Origin of the sequence: Nonomuraea dietziae (genome assembly GCF_014195505.1) — a bacterium.
Classification (GTDB): domain Bacteria; phylum Actinomycetota; class Actinomycetes; order Streptosporangiales; family Streptosporangiaceae; genus Nonomuraea; species Nonomuraea roseola.
Map to the genome: position 1 here is coordinate 1 of NZ_JACIBV010000003.1, position 22579 is coordinate 22579.

The 22579-nt window shown below is 66.9% G+C and carries 19 protein-coding genes and 1 CRISPR repeat array; of the genes, 15 read left to right on the plus strand and 4 right to left on the minus strand.

All coding sequences use genetic code 11. The annotated features are described in order from the left end of the window. The 7 genes from casA to cas2e all read left to right on the plus strand — a co-directional run. Positions 1-1071, plus strand: a 1071-nt coding sequence (gene casA / locus FHR33_RS47015) for a type I-E CRISPR-associated protein Cse1/CasA (RefSeq protein WP_183662382.1), incomplete at its 5' end; no start/stop codon positions are given. Continuing rightward, a complete protein-coding gene (casB, locus tag FHR33_RS47020; protein ID WP_183662384.1) occupies positions 1068-1664 on the plus strand; it encodes a type I-E CRISPR-associated protein Cse2/CasB in 597 nt (198 codons plus the stop codon). The genes casA and casB, both read left to right, overlap by 4 nt. Continuing rightward, positions 1661-2782: a type I-E CRISPR-associated protein Cas7/Cse4/CasC gene (gene cas7e / locus FHR33_RS47025; RefSeq protein WP_183662386.1), complete on the plus strand. Its 1122-nt coding sequence runs from the start codon at positions 1661-1663 to the stop codon at positions 2780-2782. The genes casB and cas7e overlap by 4 nt, the downstream gene beginning before the upstream one ends. Continuing rightward, the gene (cas5e, locus tag FHR33_RS47030) at positions 2779-3516 is read left to right on the plus strand and encodes a type I-E CRISPR-associated protein Cas5/CasD (protein WP_183662388.1); all 738 of its coding nucleotides are present in this window, start codon (positions 2779-2781) and stop codon (positions 3514-3516) included. The genes cas7e and cas5e overlap by 4 nt, the downstream gene beginning before the upstream one ends. Beyond that, positions 3513-4142, plus strand: coding sequence for a type I-E CRISPR-associated protein Cas6/Cse3/CasE (gene cas6e, locus FHR33_RS47035; RefSeq protein WP_183662396.1), 630 nt, complete (start codon positions 3513-3515; stop codon positions 4140-4142). Before cas5e ends, cas6e begins: the two co-directional genes overlap by 4 nt. Continuing rightward, a complete protein-coding gene (gene cas1e, locus FHR33_RS47040) occupies positions 4139-5116 on the plus strand; it encodes a type I-E CRISPR-associated endonuclease Cas1e (protein ID WP_183662398.1) in 978 nt (325 codons plus the stop codon). Before cas6e ends, cas1e begins: the two co-directional genes overlap by 4 nt. Positions 5117-5119: 3 nt before the next feature. Further along, the gene (gene cas2e, locus FHR33_RS47045) at positions 5120-5452 is read left to right on the plus strand and encodes a type I-E CRISPR-associated endoribonuclease Cas2e (RefSeq protein WP_183662399.1); all 333 of its coding nucleotides are present in this window, start codon (positions 5120-5122) and stop codon (positions 5450-5452) included. Positions 5453-5470: 18 nt separating this feature from the next. After that, positions 5471-8242: direct repeats of the CRISPR family, unit length 29 nt; unit sequence GTCCTCCCCACGCACGTGGGGGTGAGCCG. Positions 8243-8446: 204 nt separating this feature from the next. On the opposite strand, the gene FHR33_RS47050 is transcribed toward cas2e, so the two are convergent. Both FHR33_RS47050 and FHR33_RS47055 read right to left on the minus strand, forming a co-directional pair. Continuing rightward, complete coding sequence (locus tag FHR33_RS47050) at positions 8447-8962, minus strand: hypothetical protein (protein ID WP_183662401.1); 516 nt, start codon at positions 8960-8962, stop codon at positions 8447-8449. 553 nt (positions 8963-9515) lie between these two features. Next, on the minus strand, positions 9516-10634 hold the full coding sequence (locus tag FHR33_RS47055) for an IS630 family transposase (RefSeq protein ID WP_183662403.1): 1119 nt from the start codon (positions 10632-10634) through the stop codon (positions 9516-9518). Positions 10635-11125: 491 nt separating this feature from the next. Between FHR33_RS47055 and FHR33_RS47060 the strand changes: the two genes are divergently transcribed. From FHR33_RS47060 to FHR33_RS47085, 6 genes are all read left to right on the plus strand, one after another. Further along, complete coding sequence (locus FHR33_RS47060) at positions 11126-11980, plus strand: glycosyltransferase family 4 protein (protein WP_183662405.1); 855 nt, start codon at positions 11126-11128, stop codon at positions 11978-11980. After that, positions 11977-13098, plus strand: a complete 1122-nt coding sequence (locus FHR33_RS47065; protein ID WP_183662407.1) for a glycosyltransferase family 4 protein — start codon at positions 11977-11979, stop codon at positions 13096-13098. The genes FHR33_RS47060 and FHR33_RS47065 overlap by 4 nt, the downstream gene beginning before the upstream one ends. A 279-nt stretch (positions 13099-13377) precedes the next feature. Continuing rightward, entirely contained in the window at positions 13378-13803 is a 426-nt protein-coding gene (locus tag FHR33_RS47070; RefSeq protein ID WP_183662409.1) for an SMI1/KNR4 family protein, read from the plus strand. Positions 13804-13890: 87 nt separating this feature from the next. Next, a complete protein-coding gene (locus tag FHR33_RS47075; protein WP_183662411.1) occupies positions 13891-14052 on the plus strand; it encodes a hypothetical protein in 162 nt (53 codons plus the stop codon). A 126-nt stretch (positions 14053-14178) separates the two neighbouring features. Next, the gene (locus FHR33_RS47080) at positions 14179-15306 is read left to right on the plus strand and encodes a hypothetical protein (protein WP_183662413.1); all 1128 of its coding nucleotides are present in this window, start codon (positions 14179-14181) and stop codon (positions 15304-15306) included. A 158-nt stretch (positions 15307-15464) separates the two neighbouring features. Further along, positions 15465-15611 (plus strand): hypothetical protein, encoded by a 147-nt coding sequence (locus tag FHR33_RS47085; RefSeq protein ID WP_183662415.1) that lies wholly within the window; start codon positions 15465-15467, stop codon positions 15609-15611. A gap of 167 nt (positions 15612-15778) precedes the next feature. On the opposite strand, the gene FHR33_RS47090 is transcribed toward FHR33_RS47085, so the two are convergent. Next, positions 15779-16423: a hypothetical protein gene (locus FHR33_RS47090; RefSeq protein ID WP_183662417.1), complete on the minus strand. Its 645-nt coding sequence runs from the start codon at positions 16421-16423 to the stop codon at positions 15779-15781. A gap of 179 nt (positions 16424-16602) precedes the next feature. Between FHR33_RS47090 and FHR33_RS47095 the strand changes: the two genes are divergently transcribed. Together FHR33_RS47095 and FHR33_RS47100 are read left to right on the plus strand one after the other, a co-directional pair. Next, positions 16603-17139: a hypothetical protein gene (locus tag FHR33_RS47095; protein ID WP_183662419.1), complete on the plus strand. Its 537-nt coding sequence runs from the start codon at positions 16603-16605 to the stop codon at positions 17137-17139. 284 nt (positions 17140-17423) lie between these two features. Then, the gene (locus FHR33_RS47100; protein ID WP_183662421.1) at positions 17424-18626 is read left to right on the plus strand and encodes an IS3 family transposase; all 1203 of its coding nucleotides are present in this window, start codon (positions 17424-17426) and stop codon (positions 18624-18626) included. 1182 nt (positions 18627-19808) lie between these two features. Here the strand turns inward: FHR33_RS47100 and FHR33_RS47105 are convergent. Beyond that, positions 19809-22394: a DEAD/DEAH box helicase gene (locus FHR33_RS47105; RefSeq protein ID WP_221242706.1), complete on the minus strand. Its 2586-nt coding sequence runs from the start codon at positions 22392-22394 to the stop codon at positions 19809-19811. Positions 22395-22579 lie beyond the last annotated feature (185 nt).

Consider the following 22579-nt stretch of genomic DNA (forward strand, 5'->3'; position numbering starts at 1 on the left):
CGAGAAGCGGTCTACCAGCTGCTGATGCAGCTGTACTACGGCCCGTCCGGTCAATGCACGCCACGGACCGTGGGAGCGACCGCTGCGGGCAACAGCAAGGCCGGACCGCTGCGCAGGACAATCTCCTTCCACCCGCTGGGCCGTACTGTCTTCCAATCCTTGGTCGCCGGCATTCCTCCGGCGTATGAGTACCGCACTGGCGGCCCCGATCTGGCGCCCTGGGAGGCCGACGAACTCCCCAACCCGCGTGGGGTCCCGCCGCGTCCGGGCGGCATCGCCGGTCTCCTGACCGGCCGCTTTCAGCATGCCGTCCTGTTGGAGCGTTCCCCAGACAGTGAGTTCGTGGTCGACGCGTGGATCACCTGGGCGTGGCGGGACGCGGAGTTTCCCGCCAAGGACCCCTACCTCGTCTACCAGCAGAGCAAGGAAGGCACCGCATACGCCCGGCAAGCGGATGCGAGCCGAGCCCTGTGGCGCGACTTCGACTCGCTGCTGCTGGAGGACGCAGGCGATGAACACCGCTGCCGGCCCGTCGTCCTGGGCGTCATCGAAGACCTGCGCGAGACGTTGCTCCCCCTGCTTCGCGTGCGAGCTTTCGGCTTCGAGCAGGACGGCCAGACCCGAGACAAGGAGTGGACGTCCGGTCTCACACCTGCGCTGCTGGCGCTCGCGAGGGAACCCGCGGTGGCGCGGGCGGTCAGCGATCTACGGCAGATCGCCGAGCGGACGCAGGCCCACCTGCGATGGGCGCTGCGAGACGCCTGGATCGCGATCAACGATCCCTCCAACGGGAACGGCAAACCGCAGCGCAAAGACGTCTCCGAGGGACCATGGCCCGCGCAAGGAGCGGCACGCTATTGGCGACGTGCCGAGCGGATCTTCTGGCAAGCGGTCAACGACCGCGACTTCGACGCCGGAGCACGTCGATTCCTCCGGCTCGGGCTCGACGTCTACGACGAAGTCACCGACAGCGCGGGCGCCATGCCCCGGGCTAAACGCGCCATCGAGCTCAAACGAGGTCTGATCTTCAAAGCTCACCCCACGGCCGGTAAGTCGAAGGAGCTCGCGTGAAGTCCATCCCCTCCATCGACACGGCTGACAAATACGTCGGCTACCTCAACCGCATCGCACAGATCGACCCGGCACGCCGCTCGGCTCTGCGACGAGGACTGGGACGGCCCGTTGAGGACCCCATGGTCCGCCGTGCGCATGCGGTCGTCGTCCCGTGGCTACCGGTTGGATCCGGCCGGGCGGTTGAGAGCGCCTACTACTCGGTCGCCGCGCTCGTCGCCTCCCGGCCTGCCGAGCGGCAGGAACCAACCAAGCCAGCTTCACCCCCAGGGGAAGAGAAGACGCCTGAGCGGCCCACGACCAGCATCGGCGGCACGTTGGGCGCAGCCGTACGGGAAGGCAAGCTCAACCCGGACACCGTCGAAGCACGCCTGCACCTGCTGTGCCGTCAGGACGTGACCGGCCTGCACCGGCAGCTTCCTGGTCTGGTCCGGCACCTGACCAGCAAAGAGATCACCCCGGACTGGGGCCGCCTGCTGGTCGACCTCAGCCGCTGGGGGAGCAGGCGAGACCTGGTGACCAAACGCTGGCTCCAGGACTACTACCGAGCCGCCAAACCCATGACCGACAACTCCGAGAGTGAGGTCCAGTGACCACCCCCCGATACCTCGACATCCACGTACTGCAGACCGTCCCCTTCGCCAACCTCAACCGCGACGACCTGGGATCGCCCAAGAGCCTCGTGTACGGCGGAGCCACCCGTACCCGTGTGTCCAGCCAGTGCTGGAAGCGGGCCGTGCGGCTCGATGTCGAGCGCGCGATCGGCAATCGCGCCGTGCGGACCAGGCGCGTCCCGGCAGAGGTAGCCGCCCGGCTGCAGGCACGCGGGTGGAGCGAGGAGGCCGCCCTGGCCGCAGGTGCACAGGTGGCGCTGTCGGCGAACAAGAAGGAGGGGCTCAAGCTGGAAGACAAGGGCGGCACGTCCGTCCTGCTGTACCTGCCCGAGGCGGCGCTCGACGCGCTGGCCGACCTGGCCGCCGAGCACCGCGAGGCGATCGAAGCCACTGCAGGTGTCAAGAAGCCCAAAGCGGTTCTACCTTCCGAGCAGGTAGCGAAGCTGCTGTCGGAGCGCAACGGCGTCATCAACCTGTTCGGCCGGATGCTGGCTGAGCTGCCCGGAGCGGGCGTCGACGGAGTCGTCCAGGTGGCGCACGCCTTCACCACCCACGAGGTCGCACCCGAGATCGACTTCTTCACCGCGGTCGACGACTGCCTGCCCGAGGACGCGGTCGGCAGCGGCCACATGAACAGCGCCGAGTTCAGCGCCGGGGTCTTCTACCGCTACGCCAGCCTCGATCTGCGTGGCCTGATGGAGAACCTCGGCGACGACGCCGCGATGGCCAGGGAACTCACCGGCGAGTTTCTGCGCGCCTTCGTCTCTTCGCTGCCCACCGGCAAGCAGACCTCCTCGGCCGCCAACACGCTGCCAGACCTGGTGCATGTAGCTGTGCGCGGTGATCGGCCGATCTCGTTCGCCGCCGCCTTCGAAGCGCCGATCCGTCCCGAGCACGGAATCGCCGCGCCATCACGGCGCCAGCTGGCTCATCACGCCGGGCGGCTCGAGAAGTTGTGGGGCACCTCCGGCGTCATTCACCGTGGCTATGCCTGCGTGGACGACAAGCCACTGGACGGCTTGGGCGCACAGGTCGAATCCTTCACCGAATTGATCGACGGCGCGGTCTCCGCTGCCCACGGGGAGCGCCCGGCATGAGTGGCCTGGTGCTTCGGCTGGCCGGACCGCTGCAGTCCTGGGGTGAACACAGCGCCTTCACCCAGCGCGACACCCTGCGCTTTCCCACCCGTTCCGGTCTCATCGGGCTGCTCGCCTCGGCCGAAGGAGTGGGCAGAGATCGGCTCCTGGACGCCTACGAAGCGTTGCGCTTCACCGTCCGCATCGACAGGCCAGGAGTGCAGCTGATCGATTTCCACACCATCGGCGGCGGCCTGCCGCGCGGCGTGCCCCGACCGGACGGCACGTATCGCTCGAAGGACACCGCGACGATGGTCACCCGGCGGCAGTACCTGTCCGACGCGGCCTTCACCGTCGCCGTGGAAGGCGAGACAAGCCGACTGGACGAGCTCGCCGAGGCGCTACGGCGACCTCACTGGCAGCCCTACCTCGGGCGGCGCTCCTGCCCGCCCGACCAGCCCATGCTGCTACGCAGAACCGATGACCCGGTAGGGGATCTGGAGACGAAAGTGCCGCTCGCGCGCCGTCTGCGCGCGGATGAGGAGCTCCAAGCGGAGTTCGTCACCGAAGGCGCTGTGGACGCGGCCGACGCCGTCACCGAGCTGGCCGACGTACCGGAGAGCTTCAACCGGTACGCGCGCCGCTATCGCACCCGCACAGTCAGCATCACCACCAAGACGCTGCGCAGACAGCTGTGCCACTCCGGCGACGCGTTCTGGGACGAACTGGTCGCCTACATCAAGGAGGAACGGTGAACGCCTGGCTGACCAGAATCCTCCCCGACGTGCGGCGCCGCGACGTGAACAACGACCTCGGCGACGCCGACCGGCTCCACAAGCGAGTCATGATGCTCGTCCCCGACGAGTTCGCCACGCCGGCACGCGCCGAGGCGGGAGTGTTGTTCCGGTTGGAAGACACCAGGATGGGAGCACAGCTACTCGTTCAGAGCACCTACAAACCGCAGATCGAGCGGCTGCCCGACGGGTACGGCGAGATCGCTGTCAAAGATCTGTCCGCCCTTCTCCTGCGGCTCCGGACGGGCGTGCCGGTGCACTACCGCATCTCTGCCAACCCCTCCAAGCGGCTGGGCAGATCGGCTGGACCTCGTGCGGGCCAGATATCAGCCCTGCGCGGCGCCGCGGCCGAGGAATGGTGGGTACGGCGGGCCGCCACGCATGGCCTCGCGATCACGACGGTCACCTCCCAGTCGCAGCTGGACGTCCAGGCCAAGCGGTCCTCGATACGACATGCGGTCGTCAGGTTCGACGGAAGCGCGGTGGTTCAGGACGTCGACCTGGTTCGGGCCGCCGTACTGAGCGGAATAGGGCGCGGCAAGGCCTACGGATGCGGGCTCCTCAGCCTCGCCATGGCTGCGGGGTGAGCGGGAACGCGCGACGCAAGCTCGCCGCGCCCACGCTCGCCATGCTGCCCCGGGTCGCGGACTCTCTGTCGTTCCTGTACACCGAGGCCGTCAGAATCGTGCAGGACGACACCGGGGTTTGTGCCCAGGTAGAGACGCCCCGCGGTACCGATCGCGTATACATCCCGACGGCCGCACTCGCCTGCATCCTGCTGGGTCTGGGCACCTCGATCACCCAACCCGCGATGGCGACCATCGCCCGCCACGGAACCTCACTGGTATGCGTCGGAGCTGGCGGCGTTCGCAGTTACGCCGGGATCATGCCTGCCTCTCTGACCACCTCCTGGCTGGAAAAACAGGTAAGGGCATGGGCCGACGACAAGCGCCGCTTGGAGGTAGCCGTTCGCATGTACGAGGCACGCTTCGGCTCCACTTCCGCCCCGGCCGGCGTGACCCTCGCACAACTTCGCGGGCTGGAAGGCCAGCGAATCAAGGCGTTGTACCGGATCATGGCCACCAAGTACGGCGTCAAGCGCTTCAAACGCAACTACGACCCGGACGCGTGGGACGACCAGGACCCGGTGAACAAAGCGCTGTCGGGCGCCAATTCCTGCATGTACGGCATCGTGCACGCCGCCGTACTGGCCCTCGGCTGCTCACCCGCGCTGGGATTCGTCCACAGCGGCACCCAGATGGCGTTCGTCTACGACATCGCCGATCTCTACAAAGCACGCATCACCATCCCGATGGCCTTCTCGCTACACGCCTCTGAGGATCCTGAACGCGAAGCCAGAAGAAGACTGCGCGAAGACCTGCGAGCCTTCAAACTCATGCCGCAGATCGTCGCCGACATCCAGGCGGTCCTCGACCCGTCCGGCGGTCATGCCACCGCCGATCGGAACAGCGACTTGGTGCACCTGTGGGATCCCCATGCGGGACCGCTGCCAGCAGGGGTGAACTATGGCTTCGAGTACGGCGAGACTTCCCTGGAGTAGCCAATGCCCTCGATGATCGTCATCTCAACCACGGCGATTCCCGATCACGTGGGAGGAGCCCTGTCTCGATGGCTGATCGAGCCCAGTCCTGGTTTGTACGTCGGCACGGTATCAGCGCGGGTCCGTGATGAGCTCTGGTCGGTGGTCAGCGCGAGCGTCGGTGACGGGCTGGCTGTGCTGGTACATGCGGCTGATACAGAACAGGGGTTCGCGATACGGACGGCAGGTAAACGTCGTCGACATGTGGTGGATTTCGATGGCTTGCAACTGATCAAGTTCGCCGCAGACGAACGAGGCGGAGAGGCAGGGTCTCAGGAACTTCAAGTGAAATTGTGAACGTGCAGGTCGCAAAGTGTCCTCCCCACGCACGTGGGGGTGAGCCCAAAGGCCCGCGCGCTACGCGGCGTGCTCCGGCCGTACGTCCTCCCCACGCACGTGGGGGTGAGCCGCTGCCTTGCCCTCGCGGCCCTCGGTCGGCACCGTCCTCCCCACGCACGTGGGGGTGAGCCGTGCGTGTGGACCGTCTCGGTGGCGAACATCCTGTCCTCCCCACGCACGTGGGGGTGAGCCGCGGACGAGTAGCCGCAAGCCTGCCACCACGCCGTCCTCCCCACGCACGTGGGGGTGAGCCGTCGCATCTTGAACGCTCCGTGCCGCTGGTGCTGTCCTCCCCACGCACGTGGGGGTGAGCCGGAGCCCACCCCCGTGGCCCACACGGCGATGGAGTCCTCCCCACGCACGTGGGGGTGAGCCGGATGAACTAGGCGGGTGAATGAACTGATCGGGGTCCTCCCCACGCACGTGGGGGTGAGCCGCCGTCCGTCCCGGCCCTACGCAAACAGCGCGCGTCCTCCCCACGCACGTGGGGGTGAGCCGATGCGCCAGATACCGCCGCCCGCCGCGTCCCCGTCCTCCCCACGCACGTGGGGGTGAGCCGCAGGGCTTAGGCGTCACGGCCTCGGCCTGTGCGTCCTCCCCACGCACGTGGGGGTGAGCCGGTTGCAGCCTGGTCGATCTTGAAGTTCGTGAAGTCCTCCCCACGCACGTGGGGGTGAGCCGGCGACGCGCGCCAGCTCGCCGCCGCCGCAGCCGTCCTCCCCACGCACGTGGGGGTGAGCCGTCGCCGTCCTCAACCGGGGACGTGCCGCCACCGTCCTCCCCACGCACGTGGGGGTGAGCCGGTCGGCTACTGAGAGCCGGGAAGGACCACATCGTCCTCCCCACGCACGTGGGGGTGAGCCGTGGTCGGCGTTCGAGGTGGGCGTGATCGTATCGTCCTCCCCACGCACGTGGGGGTGAGCCGGTGTGGGTCGAGCGGGTCGTCCCGAACGAGCCGTCCTCCCCACGCACGTGGGGGTGAGCCGGGCCCTGGAGGCCGACGCCTACAAGCGCGCCCGTCCTCCCCACGCACGTGGGGGTGAGCCGTCGGTCGGCGTGCTGCTGGATGAACCGCTCGGGTCCTCCCCACGCACGTGGGGGTGAGCCGCTGACCCACCCCGTGGCTCAGACCTTCCTCGCGTCCTCCCCACGCACGTGGGGGTGAGCCTCCGGCCGTGAGGTGTCGCGCGCTGAGCTGGCCGTCCTCCCCACGCACGTGGGGGTGAGCCACTGTTCCTCGAGGGCGACGGCGTCGCGCAGCTGTCCTCCCCACGCACGTGGGGGTGAGCCTCCGGCCGTGAGGTGTCGCGCGCTGAGCTGGCCGTCCTCCCCACGCACGTGGGGGTGAGCCGAACAAGCGCCCCGGGTCGTGCTACCTGCTGTTGTCCTCCCCACGCACGTGGGGGTGAGCCGGCGGCGGGCGACGTACATGTTGCGTTCAGCCGTCCTCCCCACGCACGTGGGGGTGAGCCGCGTCCGTTGGGGGTAAGGGTGATCTCCGTGCCGGCCTCCCCACGCACGTGGGGGTGAGCCGAAGACGACCATCACGCGGCACGGCCTGTAGGTGTCCTCCCCACGCACGTGGGGGTGAGCCGAACCCGTCAGGTCCGCAGCTGTTCTTCACTCCGCCCTCCCCACGCACGTGGGGCTGAGCCGTTGAGCTCCGCCCGCTCCCTCTCGAGCTCAGAGTCCTCCCCACGCACGTGGGGGTGAGCCGGTCTGGGCCACCTGGGCCTTACCCTGGACGGAGTCCTCTCCACGCACGTGGGGGTGAGCCGTTGTGAGGGTCACGCCAACCAGCAGCGCCCGTGTCCTCCCCACGCACGTGGGGGTGAGCCGGGCTGGACGCTGTACTCCGGCCGGTCGATGGCGTCCTCCCCACGCACGTGGGGGTGAGCCGATGGGGACTGAGATCGCGACGTCGTGGGTGAAGTCCTCCCCACGCACGTGGGGGTGAGCCGGAGCCCGCGTGGGAGGCGGAGGTGACCGAGCCGTCCTCCCCACGCACGTGGGGGTGAGCCGGCCGCGAACCTCGGCGTGCTCATGGTGGTCTAGTCCTCCCCACGCACGTGGGGGTGAGCCGTCCGCAGTCCTGTTGTCCGCCAGGTTGATTCGGTCCTCCCCACGCACGTGGGGGTGAGCCGTCCGCAGTCCTGTTGTCCGCCAGGTTGATTCGGTCCTCCCCACGCACGTGGGGGTGAGCCGGTGCGGGTCTCGATCGGGTTGTCGAACCCGCTGTCTTCCCCACGCACGTGGGGGTGAGCCGACCACATCGGCTGTCTGGCTTGCCCATGCCTTGTCCTCCCCACGCACGTGGGGGTGAGCCGGGTTGGCCGGGTAGTAGGACCAGGACAGCTCAAGTCCTCCCCACGCACGTGGGGGTGAGCCGTGGCCCAGCTCATGCAGGAAGTAGATCTCTTGGTCCTCCCCACGCACGTGGGGGTGAGCCGTTGGTCCGGCCCATGTGCGGGCCGCCCTGCGCGTCCTCCCCACGCACGTGGGGGTGAGCCAGCATCGGGTCCTCGGGGGAGTCGGCGTCCTCCCCACGCATGTGAGGGTGAGCCATGGGTGTGGGGGATCATGAGCAGCCTCCTCCGGTCCTCCCCACGCACGTGGGGGTGAGCCGGTGTCTTCGTGACTCACGTACGCCCTCGTTAGGTCCTCCCCACGCAAGTGGGGGTGAGCCGGGGCCAGCAGCACCGCCTCGCCACGGTCCGGGGTCCTCCCCACGTGCGTGGGGGTGAGCCGGACCTCGCCCGTCTGGACCTTGAACAACTGGCGTCCTCCCTGCGCAGGCGGGGGTGAGAGCCTGCGTCGAAGGCGTTTCGAGCCCGACGCGTGATCGAAGATGGGGCTCCGGAGCCGAGTACGCAGGTTCGAACTGCAGCAGCCCATGTCTGGTCTGCCCAAACAGGGGGGTTGCGGCCCGCCAATCCTTAGGCAGCCCCGAGGTCAGGATGGCTTCGGCCCACTGATTTCTTCGGATTCCGACTGGATTTGGCTCCGATGCTCCGCTAATGCGTCGGACATGGCGTCTCCAAGTGCATCCTCACACGGAGGAGAGAATTGGCCAGTTACGTCCGATTTACCGATATTGCGCGCTATCTCTGATTTGTACTTTGAGTTACTTGATATCAGCCGTATCCCAGAAATCGAACACTTTGCCGCATCGGCGAGGATGGAGAGCTGGTAGGGGCGAGGACGAACAAAACTGCGAGCATACGTCACCAGGTGCCGGATCTGATCGTCGATGCGGGATCGCTCCGCGGATAGCTGACGAAGCTTATACAGAAGAGGATCAAAGTGCGTATCAGCGGACTTTTCGGCCTCCAGTAGATCACGCTCCTCCTCGTCCCTTCGGTCGAGGGCTTGGTCTGTGAGCTGGTAGAAGGCGAACCCTTCCCCGGTAACGGATACATCAGGCAGCCGGTGAAGGATGCGCACAACGTCTCTCCTGATCTCCTCCACATGCCCTCCATCGCAGAAGTTGCAGTTCCTGCAAAAGATTGCAGCATACTGGCCGGGTAAACCGGAGGCTTAGAGGCATTTAGAGGAAGATTCCCACCCTTGGTGGTGGAATTGACAACCTGGAATCTGCGATCAGGGTGACACGCGCTCAATCTTGTGGCAGCGTACGTAACGCGAGAGTGGCCTTTAGGTCACTATCGGTCAAAAAGCAACGGCCTCTCGATGCAGCCGAGAGGCCGTTCTTCGCGGTTCCGTTATCCCGTTAGCCCGGAAAGGATCCCGCCCGAATGACAGTACAGTCACGACCTAACGATGGGGAAGACAATGACTCTTCCGATGTACCGGAACGTCTGCCTCTTCGATGGGCCGTCATCCTGCTGAGCGGAGCGGTTGCGGGGATTCCGATTGGGATCGCCGCGGGCTTCATCGCAGGGCTTGGATCGGCAACGAGCTCGGCCAGCTCGCTGAAAAAGAGCTACGCCTGAATCTCGCAGGTACCTTCAAGGGCGACATTGCTAGTGCGGTGACCACGAACGTTCACCGGCTTGAGTGATCAGGCTGCTCGGACGAGTGGTCGGCCCCAACGTCGTTGTTTCTCGCTGCGGACACGGGCGCGTTCGCGGCGTTGGGCGGCCAGCACGTCGGGATGACGGGCGTTGGCGTTGCGCCAGCGCAGGTAGGCCTGCAGTTTGCGGGTCTGCACGGTGTGGTTGGGATGGTGCGAGTTGCTGATCACGAACGTGCGCAGCGGCCCGAACTGCGCTTCGATCGGGTTGGCCCATGAGGCATAGGTCGGCGTTAGACACAGCTCGACCTTGTTGCTGGCGGCCCAGGCGCGGATGGCCGGGGTGGTGTTGGCCGACAGGTTGTCGCAGATGACGTAGATCGGCGCGCCGTCGGGGCGGGCCTTGCGGATGCTCTTGAGCGCGGCCAGCGTGTTGGCGCCGCTCTTGCGGGTCCGGACCACGCCCCACAGCTGGTCATCGCTCAGGCTGTAGCAGCCGTGAAAGTAGCGCACGCCCTGGTCACGCCGGTAGGTGGCCGGCCAGCGTTCGGGTCTGCCTTCGCGCGCCCAGCCCGAGCCGGGCTGCGGCCGGATCGACAACGGCCCGAACTGGTCGAAGGCAAAACACCGGTTGGGAAAGCGGGTGGTGACCTCCTCGATCCGATCCAGCTTGGCCTCCCGATGGGGGTCGGTGGACTCCTTCCAGGTCCGGGTGCGCTGGAAGGAGATCTTGTGCTCGCGTAAGTACTGCCGCAGCCGCTCCCGGCCGATCGCCACAATGTGGGTCGGGTTGTCGGCCAGGTATGCGAGGAGTTTGCGGATGCTCCACCGGGTGAAAGGGCGACCCAGCTTCTCGGGCCGAGTCGTGGCCGTCCGGGCGATGAAGTCCTCGTCATCGCTGGTGATGCGGCGGGGACGGCCTCCCGCCCAGTTAGGGTCCAGCGCGGACAGGCCCCGCTCGTTGAAGGCGTGGATGACATCACGCACGGTGTCTTCATCGGCCGCGACCAGCTGGGCGATCGCCGTCACCGGTGTCCCGCTGGCCGATGCCATGACGATCAACGCGCGGCGGACCCGGACCGAGTCGTGCTTTCCTCGCCGGACCAGTCGCTGCAGCGTTTGCCCTTCATGGTCGGACAACCGCCGCGCCCGCACAGGCTCGGCCATTGTGCTCCTCCTCCATCGATCGCTTTGGTGTCGATACGACAGTGGAGGGCAACCAGGACGACCAGCGCAAGCAGTACAGCGCTGTTCCTCGAGCCGGTGAACCTATGTGGTCACCGCACTAGACAGCACTGGGTAGATGCGAGGGCGAAGTTCTTGGCCAAGCTCCACCCTCGCACCCGCGCGTTCTGTCGCATCGTGGATGAGGAGCTGGATAAGGCCATACGCCTCCCAGCGAGGCCACTGATCCGACGGAAACCCGCATCGGACACCAAACGTCTGTTCATGGCTTTCGGCGTCGGTGCCGCTCTGACGGCGAGCGTGGTTCCCAGCTTCGGCGAAGGTGACTGCTGGCGCTACTTCGGACATCCGGCCATTGTGAAGCAGGCCGTCGCGGCCGACTGGAGAAGCGCTGCGCGCATCGCCGGGATACGTCGCGCGCCGTCGCCCACTGCGGCGGGGGACGAAACCCCGACCGGCGCCGACGCCACGACATGGGTCCTGTCCTGTTCTCCGCGGCGCTCGAGCCCGAGCTGGAGCTCTATGCGGGCCATGAGCACTTCATCCACACGATGTGGGAATCCAGCCGGCTTCCGTCAGGCTGGCCCGCGCGGCTGAACAGGGCCCGCGCCGTCGTCGTGCCCACCCGGTTCGTCGCGAAGACCTGTCGTTCCAGCGGGGTGACGGCACCGATCGAAGTAATTCCAGAAGGTGTAGACCCTGCGGTCTATCCGTATGTCGTACGTCCGGAACGCGAGACGCTGACCACCCTGATCGTCGGCACGGTGCTCCCACGCAAACATGTCGCCGAAGGGATCGCGGCCTGGAAGATCGCCTTTGCCGGCGACCCTGGCGCCCGTCTGATCATCAAGTCCCGGTTCGACACCGCGAAAGCCATGGGGCTTACCGTGAGCGACCCCCGCATCACGGTGGTCGACGACTCAGAGATGGGGAGAGGAATCCGCCACTGGTACGAGCAGGCGGACGTTCTGCTCGCCCTCGGCAGCGAGGGCTTCGGCCTTCCACTGGTGGAGGGGATGGCAACTGGACTGCCGGTCATCGCGTTGTCGTCCGAGGGGCAGGGCGACGTGTGCCACGACGCACGCGATCTCGTCCTGGCCATCGCCCCGGCCCGCTGGGAGGTCGCCAACGAACCGGGCTACGGGCTTTGCGGCATACGCGGGGTACCCGGTGTGGACGAGGTCGCCAGGAAGCTTCGATGGGTCGCCGAGCACCGCGACGAGGCGAAGCAGCTCGGCGCCGAGGCGTCCGCGTGGGTGCACCGGCACCGCGATCTGTGGCGCAAGGGACCCGCGCTGCTGGAGGTTATGGAGATGAGGGGCACGTGATCGACAGAGTGAGCTTGGTCGGCGAATATTACGTCCACGATGGATACGCCGGGATGTCGGAGTACATCGCCGTAGGCATGGCCAGACTCGGGGTCCAGGTCAACCCGGTCCCGCTCAAGCTGACGAGGGAAGGGCTATCCGCCGACTTCCTGGATATTCTCTCGCGGTCGAGGGCGCCGGGTGGCGAGCCGCTGATCTTCAACTCGTGGATCCGTCCAGCGCTGGAACCGTACGCGCAGCGAGAGCACTTCATCCACACGATGTGGGAGTCCAGCCGTGTCCCCGCCTCGTGGCTGCCGTGGCTCAATCGCGCGAAGGCGTTGATGGTTCCGACCAGGTTCGTGGCGGACATGTTCCGCGCAAGCGGCGTCACCCCACCCGTCGAAGTCACCCCGGACGGTGTCGATCCAGACGTCTACCACTACGTCGAACGCCCCGAGAGAGAAGGCATCACGACCCTCGTCGTCGGGACGGTCGTGCCGAGAAAGCACGTGGGACACGCGATTCGTGCCTGGCAGTCGGCCTTCGACGGGGATCCCGCCGCCAGGTTGATCATCAAGGCAAGGTTTGGCGCCATGGGGCGCGGTGGCCTGACCGTCGACGACGACCGCATCACCGTCGTAGACGGGGACGAGACCACACGTGGCATCCTCCACTGGTACGAGCGTGCCGACGTTCTGCTCGCGCTGGGCAGCGAAGGGTTCGGCCTGCCGCTGGTCGAGGGCATGGCCACCGGCCTGCCGGCCATCGCCCTGTCTTCGGAAGGGCAGGGGGACGTCTGCGCGGACGCTGGCGATCTCGTCCTCGCCGTGCCGCCGGCGGGATGGGAGGACGTCGTCGAACCGGAGCTCGGCCGTTGCGGTGTCCGCGGCGTTCCGGATATAGATCAGGTGGTGCGGCACCTCGAATGGGTGAAGAAGCACCGTTCAGAAGCGCGTGATCTCGGGCGGGCGGCGTCAGAATGGCAGCGTGTGGGACAAACCCGCTCGCATGCTCGACGTCCTCCACCGTCATTCTTCTGGATGAAATCGTATGCCTGCATCGTGATGCCGCCCGTCCTGATCGGCCAGTCGCACGGTACTTGTTGTACAGCGTCACACTGGACACAGCAGCAATAGCTACCCCCAGACCTCTCAACTTCCACTTCGAAGATAGGACCGAGGACTACTCAGCATCACCCTCGACATCGGGTTGCGCTGATTGCGCACACGTTTGTGCCGTCGGCCAGAGAGTGGCACCTGTTCGGCGGCGGTCGCGGGTTATGTGGGCGGGATCTCTGCGTATCTGCGGTATGCAGGATGGAACCGGCCCCGGTCGTCCTCGGGCGGGTTGGCTCCAGGCTGACAATCGGTGCCGCGTCCCTCCTTTGTCGGTGCGCTACGACATGATGGCGCCCCATGTGGCGAGAGCTGGTGGCCGAGCTGACGGATGATCACGACTTTGCCGACCCGGTCGGCATCCGCGAGGTGGAGGAAGCGGAGCGGGCGCTGGGCCATCCGCTACCCGAAGTGCTGGTTTCCCTGCTGCGTGAGACGAACGGCATCAAAGGCGCGTACGGCCTCGGGCTGGTGTGGTCACTGAAGGAAATCGTCGAGGAGAACCTGCACTTCAGGAGCGGCTTTTTCGACTGGATGTACATGCCGTTCCATCCGCTGCTGTTCTTCGCCGACGCCGGCAACGGCGACCGGTTCGCCCTGAGACTTCCTCCGGTGACCCGCGAGAACGTGTTCTGCTGGGATCACGAGGACGACAGCCGCACGTGGGCCGCTCCGGACGTGGCCACGTATCTGCGCTGGTGGCTCACCGGTCGCCTGAAGGTATGAGCTGAGCACGTCCGCGACGCCGCCCTTCACCGAAAGTCGTCCATCTTGCGCTGGAGGTCGGGCGGGGCCTGGCGGCCGAAGCTGGGCATGTCGTCCTTGAAGGAGTGCGAGCCGGAACGGCCGTGCGAACAGCAGGAACAGCTCGGGGTTGTCGAGGCGCTCGCCGAGCATTTCGACGATCTGCGCGACGGGCGGACCACCGCCGTGGCGGTCGAGGCCATCGAGGCTCATCTGGCGGCGCCGCCATAGACCACATCCGGTGATTTGGATTTCTTCGAGGGGCAGACCGAGAGGCTCGAGTTCGTCCAGCCAGTTCTGTCGGACTCTGCTGCCACTATGCGTGTTGTACTGGCTACGCCGAGAGGACCCGACTCGATGGGCAAGGGAACGCGTCTTCGACGGCAACGGGATGGCGTGCTCTCACTACTCTTCTGCGATCTCGACTTCGATCGGGCCAGCCGGCCGTTCGGCCGGGGTGTCGCTCCCGCGCCGCCGGGCGGGTGGGCTGTCGGCCGGGCAGGCCTTGTTTATGCGACATGGGACGGCAACCGTTGCCAGATCACCGGTGACGAGCTGATCGAGGGACGCCACCCGGCCAGCCGCCTGATCGCAGCGCTTCGCGCAAACCAGCATCTGATCATCGGACACGGGCTGTTGATCTGCGACCTACGTGCCGTGGCGATGGTTGCCGACGTGCCCGACTCGGTTGTGCGGCGGTCGGTCGACACTCTGGCGCTTGCCCACCGACTGCGCGGGGGCAGCTACTCCACCGGTTGTGGTCTATCTGACCTGGCGCGGGAAAACCTCGGCGTGCACCGTCGCAAGCCGCACGTCCCCGACATGCTCTCTGGCTCGAGGAGCTCCGATTTCAGGGTTGGCCGTGGGGATCACGACCCTAGGGAAGACGCCACCCTGCTCATGCTCCTGTGGCAGAAGATCGCCACCACCCGCGCACTGGCCTGGGGCGACGGCTTCACGGCTGGTGGACGCAAGGGAAGCGTCGCTCTGACCGTCGAGCACGTTGAGGAGCTGACCGGTAAGCAGCCCCAAACGGAGGCCGACAGGTGGCGATCCGGCCTCCGTGCGGAAGGGATCTACCGTGATACCGCGAACGGGCAGGTCCGGGCGCAGCGGCTCATCGCCGCCGATCTTCCGTCTCTAGCTGTGATCAGGGACGTGGCTGAACGTCTGCAGGCCGCTGGCCTCCTCCCCGCCGTGCAGCTCTCAGACGAGGAGCTCTACACCGCCTGCCAATGGATGAGCTACGGCCAGAACCTCGACGTCCGCAGCCGGATCGCGGAAGGCCGATCTCTCACCAAGGCCCTGCGCGAGCGTATCGCTCAGGCGCTATGGGAGAGCACCCACCCCGAATGGATCAACGCCATGTTCGCCGTCCGCAGGCAGGCGAGGACATCGGCCCTGGCCCTTATGAAGTCCCAGGAGCTGGTCCAGGAGCAGAGCAGAATCCGGGCTCGCCTCTTCGCCGCCATCGACACGCCCTGATCTCCGGTCTCACTGCACAGGCACCGAATGTGCCCGATATTGCTTGACCCTCAGAGCTCTCCTGGCGGGCATGGCCGCGGCTGCTCGGCCTCACCTACGACCAGGTCAAGCAGCGCGTCCGCACGTGGCAGGACCGGGGCGACGCGCTGCCGCCGCACGTGGCCGACGAGAAGAAGACACGCTGGTTCGAGCCGGTCGAGTTCGCCGCCAAGGCGCGCGGCCTGGAGGACATGCTCGGCCAGCCGGTGTCGGCGGTCGCGCCGGCGCGCGCTGTGCCGCTCCAGCAGGAGGGGCAGAGTCGGTGAAGGACCTGCTGTATCTCGGTGAGGAGCGGTTGGCGGAGGTACCGGGTCTCGGGGCGAAGAGCGTGGAGGAGATCCGGCGGCGTGTCCGCGAGGCGGGGCTGATCTTCAAATAGCCGCCGCTGGACGCAGTGGAAGCCCCGGTTGGACGTTGGTGATCCGCCGGGGCTTCAGTCTTGTACTGAGCCCTCAGTGGGTTCATCGGGGTGGAGGATGCGCGAGCGCATCTCCCAGTGCCCGTGCCCGCTCAACTGGTTGGATTCGACAAAATAGGCGTCGAGAGGGTCGGTGGGGCACTTCCACCAACTGGAAACGGATACCTGCGAAGCGAGCTCATCCCACTCCGGTGGCATGTCGTCGTCCCCCACCAGGTAGAGAACGTCGGGACTCCAATATTTGATCTTGATGGTAGCAAGGCGGGGCTGTCGGGCGGGCAGGGGCCACTTCCTGTAGATGCAGATATCGTTTGGCTCATGATCGAAAAGGAACCGCTGCTTCTGCCAGGTGTAGTCGTCGTCGGACGCGGGGTTGGCGCTGGTCGATAAGCCGATGCGCACGAGGTACACGCGCGGCACGTGCAAGGAGGCGTAGAGCCCGTTGCGCGTCTCTTTCGTTGCCACTCTGCCCAGGGGCAGTGGCGCGAGCTCTTCATGGCGGCGATCGCGCTCCTCTTCCCTCCTGTCTTCTTCAACTTTCGCGACAACCTCGGCATGTGCAGCGGCCCTTTTGGCGGCCCTGGCGGACACCGCCGCGAAGTAGAGCGCGATCGTCGCGACCACGGCGGCCGCGATGGCCGCCCATGCATTGGCATCCATACCGGGTGACCGTAGCTTCGGCCTGAGCGCGTTGGACGTTACTTTCCCGGTGGATCACCATAACCGGCCGTGATCACCGATCCTCGGGCGTGCACCCGCTCCCGCCACCAGATGCCCAAAACGGGCATAGGTGTGGCCGAGCTGCCCGCGCCCGGGGCGGCCACGCTCGGGCGGCCGCCGTGGCGCTGACCCTGCCCACCGCGATCAACCGGGCAGGCGACGCCAGATCGGTTTGGGCCAACAACATGTTCATCGAGCTGATGACGCTCCAGCCGGAGGAACAGCGCCTGATCCTGGAGGACCTGCCCGACGTCGAGGCCCGACAGGTGTACGCGGCCGCGTACCGCGTCACGGGCACGAGCTTCGCGATCTGGCAGGACGACCCGGTCGGGTTCGTCGAGCAGGTGGCGGGTATGGGCGGCCCTCACTTCCGGCCACAGTTGACGGGCGACCTACCGCCACAGCGGTGCGAGCGTCACCACGGTGTTGGTGCCGACCGGATGCACGAGCGACGCCCACAGCACCAGCTGCCCGCACGAGAACATCTTGCTCGAGCCGAAACAACTCGGGACGGCGACCTGCTTGTGCTCGGTCAGTGCGCTCATGAACCGGCGCGGCACCGACCAGACCGCCGCGCCCAGGCGCGCCTGCCCGGCACGATCGACATGTCCCAGTACAAGTTGCCGGACCAGAACGGCCTCGACACGCGTCCATGACGCCAATGCCCGGTCCGCGTCGTCCAACCTGTCATGGCGTCCCGATACAGCGGCCCTCGCATCGTATTCCCGCATGGCGTGGGTGCCGTTGGGGCAGTCGGTAATGCTGAGCAACGAGCCTCGCAAGATCTTCAGTATTTTGCTGTCTGCGTCGGGCGATGTGCAGTCGACGACCTCATTTACCCAGAGCGATCAATCCGTTACGAGGTGGGGCGTTCCACCCGTGGACTGGACACCTGAGACCCTGAACCTTGCTGGTTCGGGGAGATCGGGAGAGTGTCCCGTTGGGGATGAAGAACTATCCACCGGAGTTCAAGAGGGACGCGGTGGCGTTGTATGAGTCCAGGCCGGGCGCGACGATCGCAGGGGTCGGCGCTGACCTGGGGATCAGTTCCGAGACGTTGCGGAACTGGATCCGGGCGGCGCGCCAGGAGCGGGGCGAGTCTGGTCGGCCGGGTCGCAGGCCGCAGGCTGGCGACAGCGGCGGTGAGGCGTCGTTGGAGGCGGTAGAGGCTGAGAACGCCGCGTTGCGGCGGCGGGTGCGTGAGCTGGAGGAAGGCCCGGTATTTCGCCGGGGAGACGCGCTGGTGAACCGCTTCCAGTTCGTCGCCAAGCATGCAGCCACCTTCGGGGTGAAGCGGTTGTGCGGGATCGTCGGGATCGCTCGCTCCAGCTTCTATCACTGGCTGTCGGCGGCGCCGGCGCGGGCCGAGCGGCAGCGCCGCGATGAGGCGCTCGCCGAACAGATCCGGGCCATCCACGCCGAGCATGACGGCACCTACGGATCACCGCGCATCACCGCCGAGCTGCGCGAGCGGGGCCGCCTGGTGAACCGCAAGCGGGTCGAGCGCATCATGCGCGCCTTCGCCATCGTGGGCGTCCATCTGCGTAAGAAGATCCGCACTACGCTGTCCGAGGCGTCCGGCCGGAGAGTGCCGGACCTGCTCCAGCGCGACTTCACCGCGGACGTGCCGAACCGGCGCTACGTGGGCGACATTACCTACCTGCCCATCGCCGACGGCACGCACCTGTATCTGGCGACGGTGATCGATCTGTGCTCGCGCAAGCTGGCGGGCTGGTCGATCACCGATCACATGCGCACCGACCTGGTGGCCGAGGCGCTGCGGGCCGCCGCTCGTGACCGCGGCAGACTGGACGGGGCGATCTTTCATTCCGATCATGGGGCGCAATACAGCAGCAAGCAGTTCGCAGAGCTGTGCTCCGAGCTGGGTGTCGTCCAGTCCATGGGAGCGGTCGGATCCAGCGCCGACAACGCGGCGGCCGAAAGCTTTAATGCCACGCTGAAACGCGAGACGCTCCAAGGTCGCACCAGCTGGCCAACCGCCCGCCACGCCCGTCTGGAGGTGTTCCGGTGGGCCAGCCGTTACAACACCCGACGCCGCCACTCCAAGCTCGGCCAGCGGGCTCCCCAGAGCTACGAGACAGCGTTCCGCTCAACATCATCTACGCTGGCACCAGCCGCATAAGCCGTGTCCAGTCCTCGGGTGGAAGCCCCGTGAACGGTCTAATCTTCCCCGTACGTCGTGATCGTTCTCATCGATAACGGCTGTCCGGCGGTTCCTCAGCCCCGTCCCCGTGGCCTTGTACGCGCGGCTTGCCCACCATGCGCACACTCGCCAAGGCGGGCTTCTGCTGGAGCAGGAACGCATCCCATAGCGGCATGCCTACGAAACCCTCAAAGAGGCTCTTCAAAGAGTTGCGGACTGAGGACAGGCCCCCGCGGCTCATCCGCCATCGGCGGCGTTCAACGCCAGGCCCGACGCGGAAGGAACATGCAGCCGCTGCCGACCCGTCGACGAGATCCTCCTCGCGACGTTGTGGAGCGCCTGTTTCAGCCAGTTCAATCGATGGCGGCCTCTGGCCGCCACTGCGCTGCCCCCTCATGGCTCACGGTGTTGGCGCGCTTGCCCGCCAAGCGCCCCTCGTTGCTACCTATTCGGGAGATCCTTCCTGCTTATGCCTGGCCTCATTGGACTGAGAGGCCGATCGGGCAGCGCGTGCCTGCGCGATCTGTTCGCTCTGCGCCCGGATCCGCTCCTCGGTCCTGCGCACGCGTGCTTCGGCTCGGGCGGCGCCTTGTGGGTCGTCACGGTATCGCTCCTCCCTGAGCCGGTGGAGCATCCGGTGTGCCTCATCCGCTTGACGGCGGCGCTCGGCCAGCACAGCATCCGCAGTTCCTGGGCCACACAGTCGGTCGACAACCTCACGCAGCTCCTGGCGGGTCATCGCCCTCGACGCTTCGGTGAGGTGGTCCCAGAGGGCATTTCGTTCCGTCTCCGGGGAGAGCTCTCGGGCCTGGTCGCGAGGCCGGTCAATCGTCATCGCTTCAGCCTATGCAGGCCAAGGGACATTTCCCGAGGCCGGGATGAACCCATCCGTGGAGAGCCGCGAGTTTCCGATACTCCCCCACGATCGTGCAGGCCCCCAAGCACCCTCCAGGAACAGGTCGTCGTCGCACTCCACGTACCGGACATCACCCAGTAACCGTGGCGTGGAGAACTTGATCGGTCAGGTGTGGAGTCCGGATGTACCGCTGCTGGCCGAGGAGGTCTGGCGCTGGTACAACGTCAGCGCGCCCCGAGCCTGCATCACCGAGCGCGGTCACCGCAGACATCATCTCCAAGCTCGTGCGGCTGGGCCCATGGGGTTCACGCTGGCGTTTCCGAGCTAGTGACGGGGTGCTTGGTGAGGCGGTCACGGACCTGGGTCGGGAGGATGCCGTGCTGGGCGAAGACCGTGGCGACGAGGCGCTGGAACTGCGCGGCGTCCTGGCCGGTCTTCTTGCCCAGCAGGTCGGTCCACGCATGGTCGACCTCGTGCGCGAGGGTGAGGACGGTGTCGGGGTGGACGAGGTGGGAGTGCTCCTCGGCGCCCATCACGCCGGTGGGGTCGACGGCGACCCGCGGCGAGATGATCGCGGTGATGCTGCCAGCCGGGATGCCGTCGTGATTGCGGTCGGCGGCCAGGATACGGAGCTGGTCGTTGACCTGCCGGATGTCGTTGTGCGGGACGAGGCCTTCGGGCTGGTGCTCGCTCTTGGCCTCGAGCGCGAACCACATGTGATTGCCCCAGCACCAGTTGGAGTCGGCGCGGCCGTGCCCCTGGGGCTTTTGGGCGTCGGCGCCGAGGAAGAAGCCAAGCTCGGTCAGCGCGGGTTCGTAGCGCTTGTGGGAGATCTCCGCCAGGCCCGCGACCATGGTGTTCAGCCGCTTGCCGAGCCGGCCGGGCTGCTGGTTGAGGAGCAGGCGGGTCACCTCGGCGACGGCGAGGTCATCTTGGGGTGGCATCGCTGTGGGAGGGGCCTCCGGCAGGGAGGGGAGCGACCGCACCCACGCACCGGGCGCCGTCCGGTCAGCGTTGAAGACCAACTGGTGCGCGGCGGCCAGGAGCCCGGTCTCGCCCTCGGCAGTGGCGCGGTAGGCCCACATGCCAGCCAGCAGCATCCAGAAGGCGCGGTATCCAACCGTCGCCTCGCCTCCTGCGGACAGCAGGTGCGCGACCTGGTTGGCGTGCGAGCTGGCCTCGGCCCACTTGCCGTGCCCGGCCAGCGCACACGCCTCGATCTCAGCGGCCGCCGATGCGGCCAAGGCATCGCTTCCCTCCGGGGCCTTGCGGTCGAACCCGACGCGCAGCGTGTTGAGGTTCGGCACCGCCTGCTCACGCCAGACCGGTGAGGTCTCCTGATCCAGGAACGCCTGCACGTTCTCCAGAACCTCGGCCGGGGTGGTCTGGCGGCTGTTTTCCAGCCCAAACCGGATCTCGGCCTGCAGGTCGGGCGACAGCGCCGACTGGATCTCCGGCCGCAGCAGGTAGCGGGTCAGTTCCTGGCCGCGGACCACGACGAGCGCCCAGTCGTTGGCGGCGCGGGTGCACCGGCCTAGCCCCTGCACCACCCGGGTGCGGACCCGCTCGCTGAGAGCGGCTCCGGCGCGGACCTGGCGAGACAAGAAGCGCTCCTGGAGGTGGTCGCGGTCCGGGACGCTTTCGATGACGACGAGCCGGCATGCCTCGTGCGGCAGGTCGAGGCCGTCATAGCGGCTGGCCAGCGCGCACACCCCATGAGGAAGGACGGCGAACGGTTCCATCCCGTCCCTCACATGATCCTTGGTGAGCACCGGCCAACCCGGCTGGGCGATCGCGACGGCGGTGGCCAGAGCGGTCGCCGAATCCGGGGCCAGCACCAGCGCCTTACCCGCCCGCCGCGTGATCTCCTCGGTGAGGGCGTCGGCGTTGGCCTCGGAGACGAGGTCAGGAAACACTATGAACCGCTGACCGGAGCGTGGCTCCGGCAGCGCGATCCGCTTGATCCCGGTACGGCCGAACGACCGCTCCAGGTCACCGGCATCGCCGAGCGTCGCCGACAGGTACACACGCTGCCGAGCGTCAGTAAAGACCCGGGTGTCCTCAGTGTGCGGGATGAGCGGCCGGATCTGGATGCTGGAGTGCGTGATGTAGACCAGGCAGGAGGCCAGCACCTTTCTGATCATCGCGTAGCGGAAGCACCACGGTCGCGGCAGGTCGCCAAGGACGGCGGCGAGCTGTTCGGCCATCTTGTCGTGCTGCGCCGGGATCACCAGATCGACATTGTCGTGCGTGCCAACCTCGGGCGCGGCCTCACGCAGCCGCTGCAGGCCCAGGTCGCTGAGGCCAGGCGCCAGGACTTCCAGCAGCGTGGCGAACACCGCGGTGTCGGAATACTCGTCGCCCGTCCGGTTGACCTTCACGCAGTACTGCTCGGCCACGTACTGCTCGCCGTTGTGCGCGTCGTCGAAGATCAGCAGATCTGGGTGCGGCTCGAGTTTGGGCGAGCTGTTGAAGATCGTGCTGTAGGTGGTGATGACGATCGCTTCGCGCGCGTCGTAGCGTGCCAGATCCGTCATCGCCCACCGCCGGTGGTCACCGGTGAGCACGACCGCCGGGACACCCTCTCGGCCAGCGACCGCGGCGACTTGCCGGGCCAGCTGATCGGTCGGGCAGGCATAGGCCACCCGAGCGGATCGGGTCCGCCGCCACCACTCGCTGATCGCCAGCGCCGGGATAGTCTTGCCCGTCCCGGTCGGCAGCTCCAGCGCGATGTCACGGGTGTGCATGTGCTGCTCGGCGTAACGGCGCAGCAGGTCACCCTGATGGGTCAGGAGCCCGGGCACTGCCTCCGGCGTTCGCGGCAAATCACGGTGGAGCGCCTCGGGTGTCTCATACGACGCCTTCGCCATGCCGACGCTCTTGAACGCCACCGCGACCGTCCTTCATCCAGAGTGCCAGCAGGACCACAGCACCCTAGCGCCGGACAGCTCCTCGGGCATCACAAACCGTGAAGGATCTCACCGCGAGTTTCGGGAGTTTTGCGAGCCGCTACACGCGTGCGCGCGGACCGAGGCGGCCAGACGTTCGGCCCCTCGGTCCTGGACGTTGCGGACCG

Excerpts from the sequence above, each read along its gene's own strand:
- cas5e (WP_183662388.1), top strand. The coding sequence starts at position 2,779 with ATGAGTGGCCTGGTGCTTCGGCTGGCCGGACCGCTGCAGTCCTGGGGT.
- cas2e (WP_183662399.1), top strand. The coding sequence starts at position 5,120 with ATGCCCTCGATGATCGTCATCTCAACCACGGCGATTCCCGATCACGTG.
- FHR33_RS47055 (WP_183662403.1), bottom strand. The coding sequence starts at position 10,634 with ATGGCCGAGCCTGTGCGGGCGCGGCGGTTGTCCGACCATGAAGGGCAA.
- FHR33_RS47060 (WP_183662405.1), top strand. The coding sequence starts at position 11,126 with ATGGGTCCTGTCCTGTTCTCCGCGGCGCTCGAGCCCGAGCTGGAGCTC.
- FHR33_RS47070 (WP_183662409.1), top strand. The coding sequence starts at position 13,378 with ATGTGGCGAGAGCTGGTGGCCGAGCTGACGGATGATCACGACTTTGCC.
- FHR33_RS47075 (WP_183662411.1), top strand. The coding sequence starts at position 13,891 with ATGTCGTCCTTGAAGGAGTGCGAGCCGGAACGGCCGTGCGAACAGCAG.
- FHR33_RS47080 (WP_183662413.1), top strand. The coding sequence starts at position 14,179 with ATGGGCAAGGGAACGCGTCTTCGACGGCAACGGGATGGCGTGCTCTCA.
- FHR33_RS47090 (WP_183662417.1), bottom strand. The coding sequence starts at position 16,423 with ATGGATGCCAATGCATGGGCGGCCATCGCGGCCGCCGTGGTCGCGACG.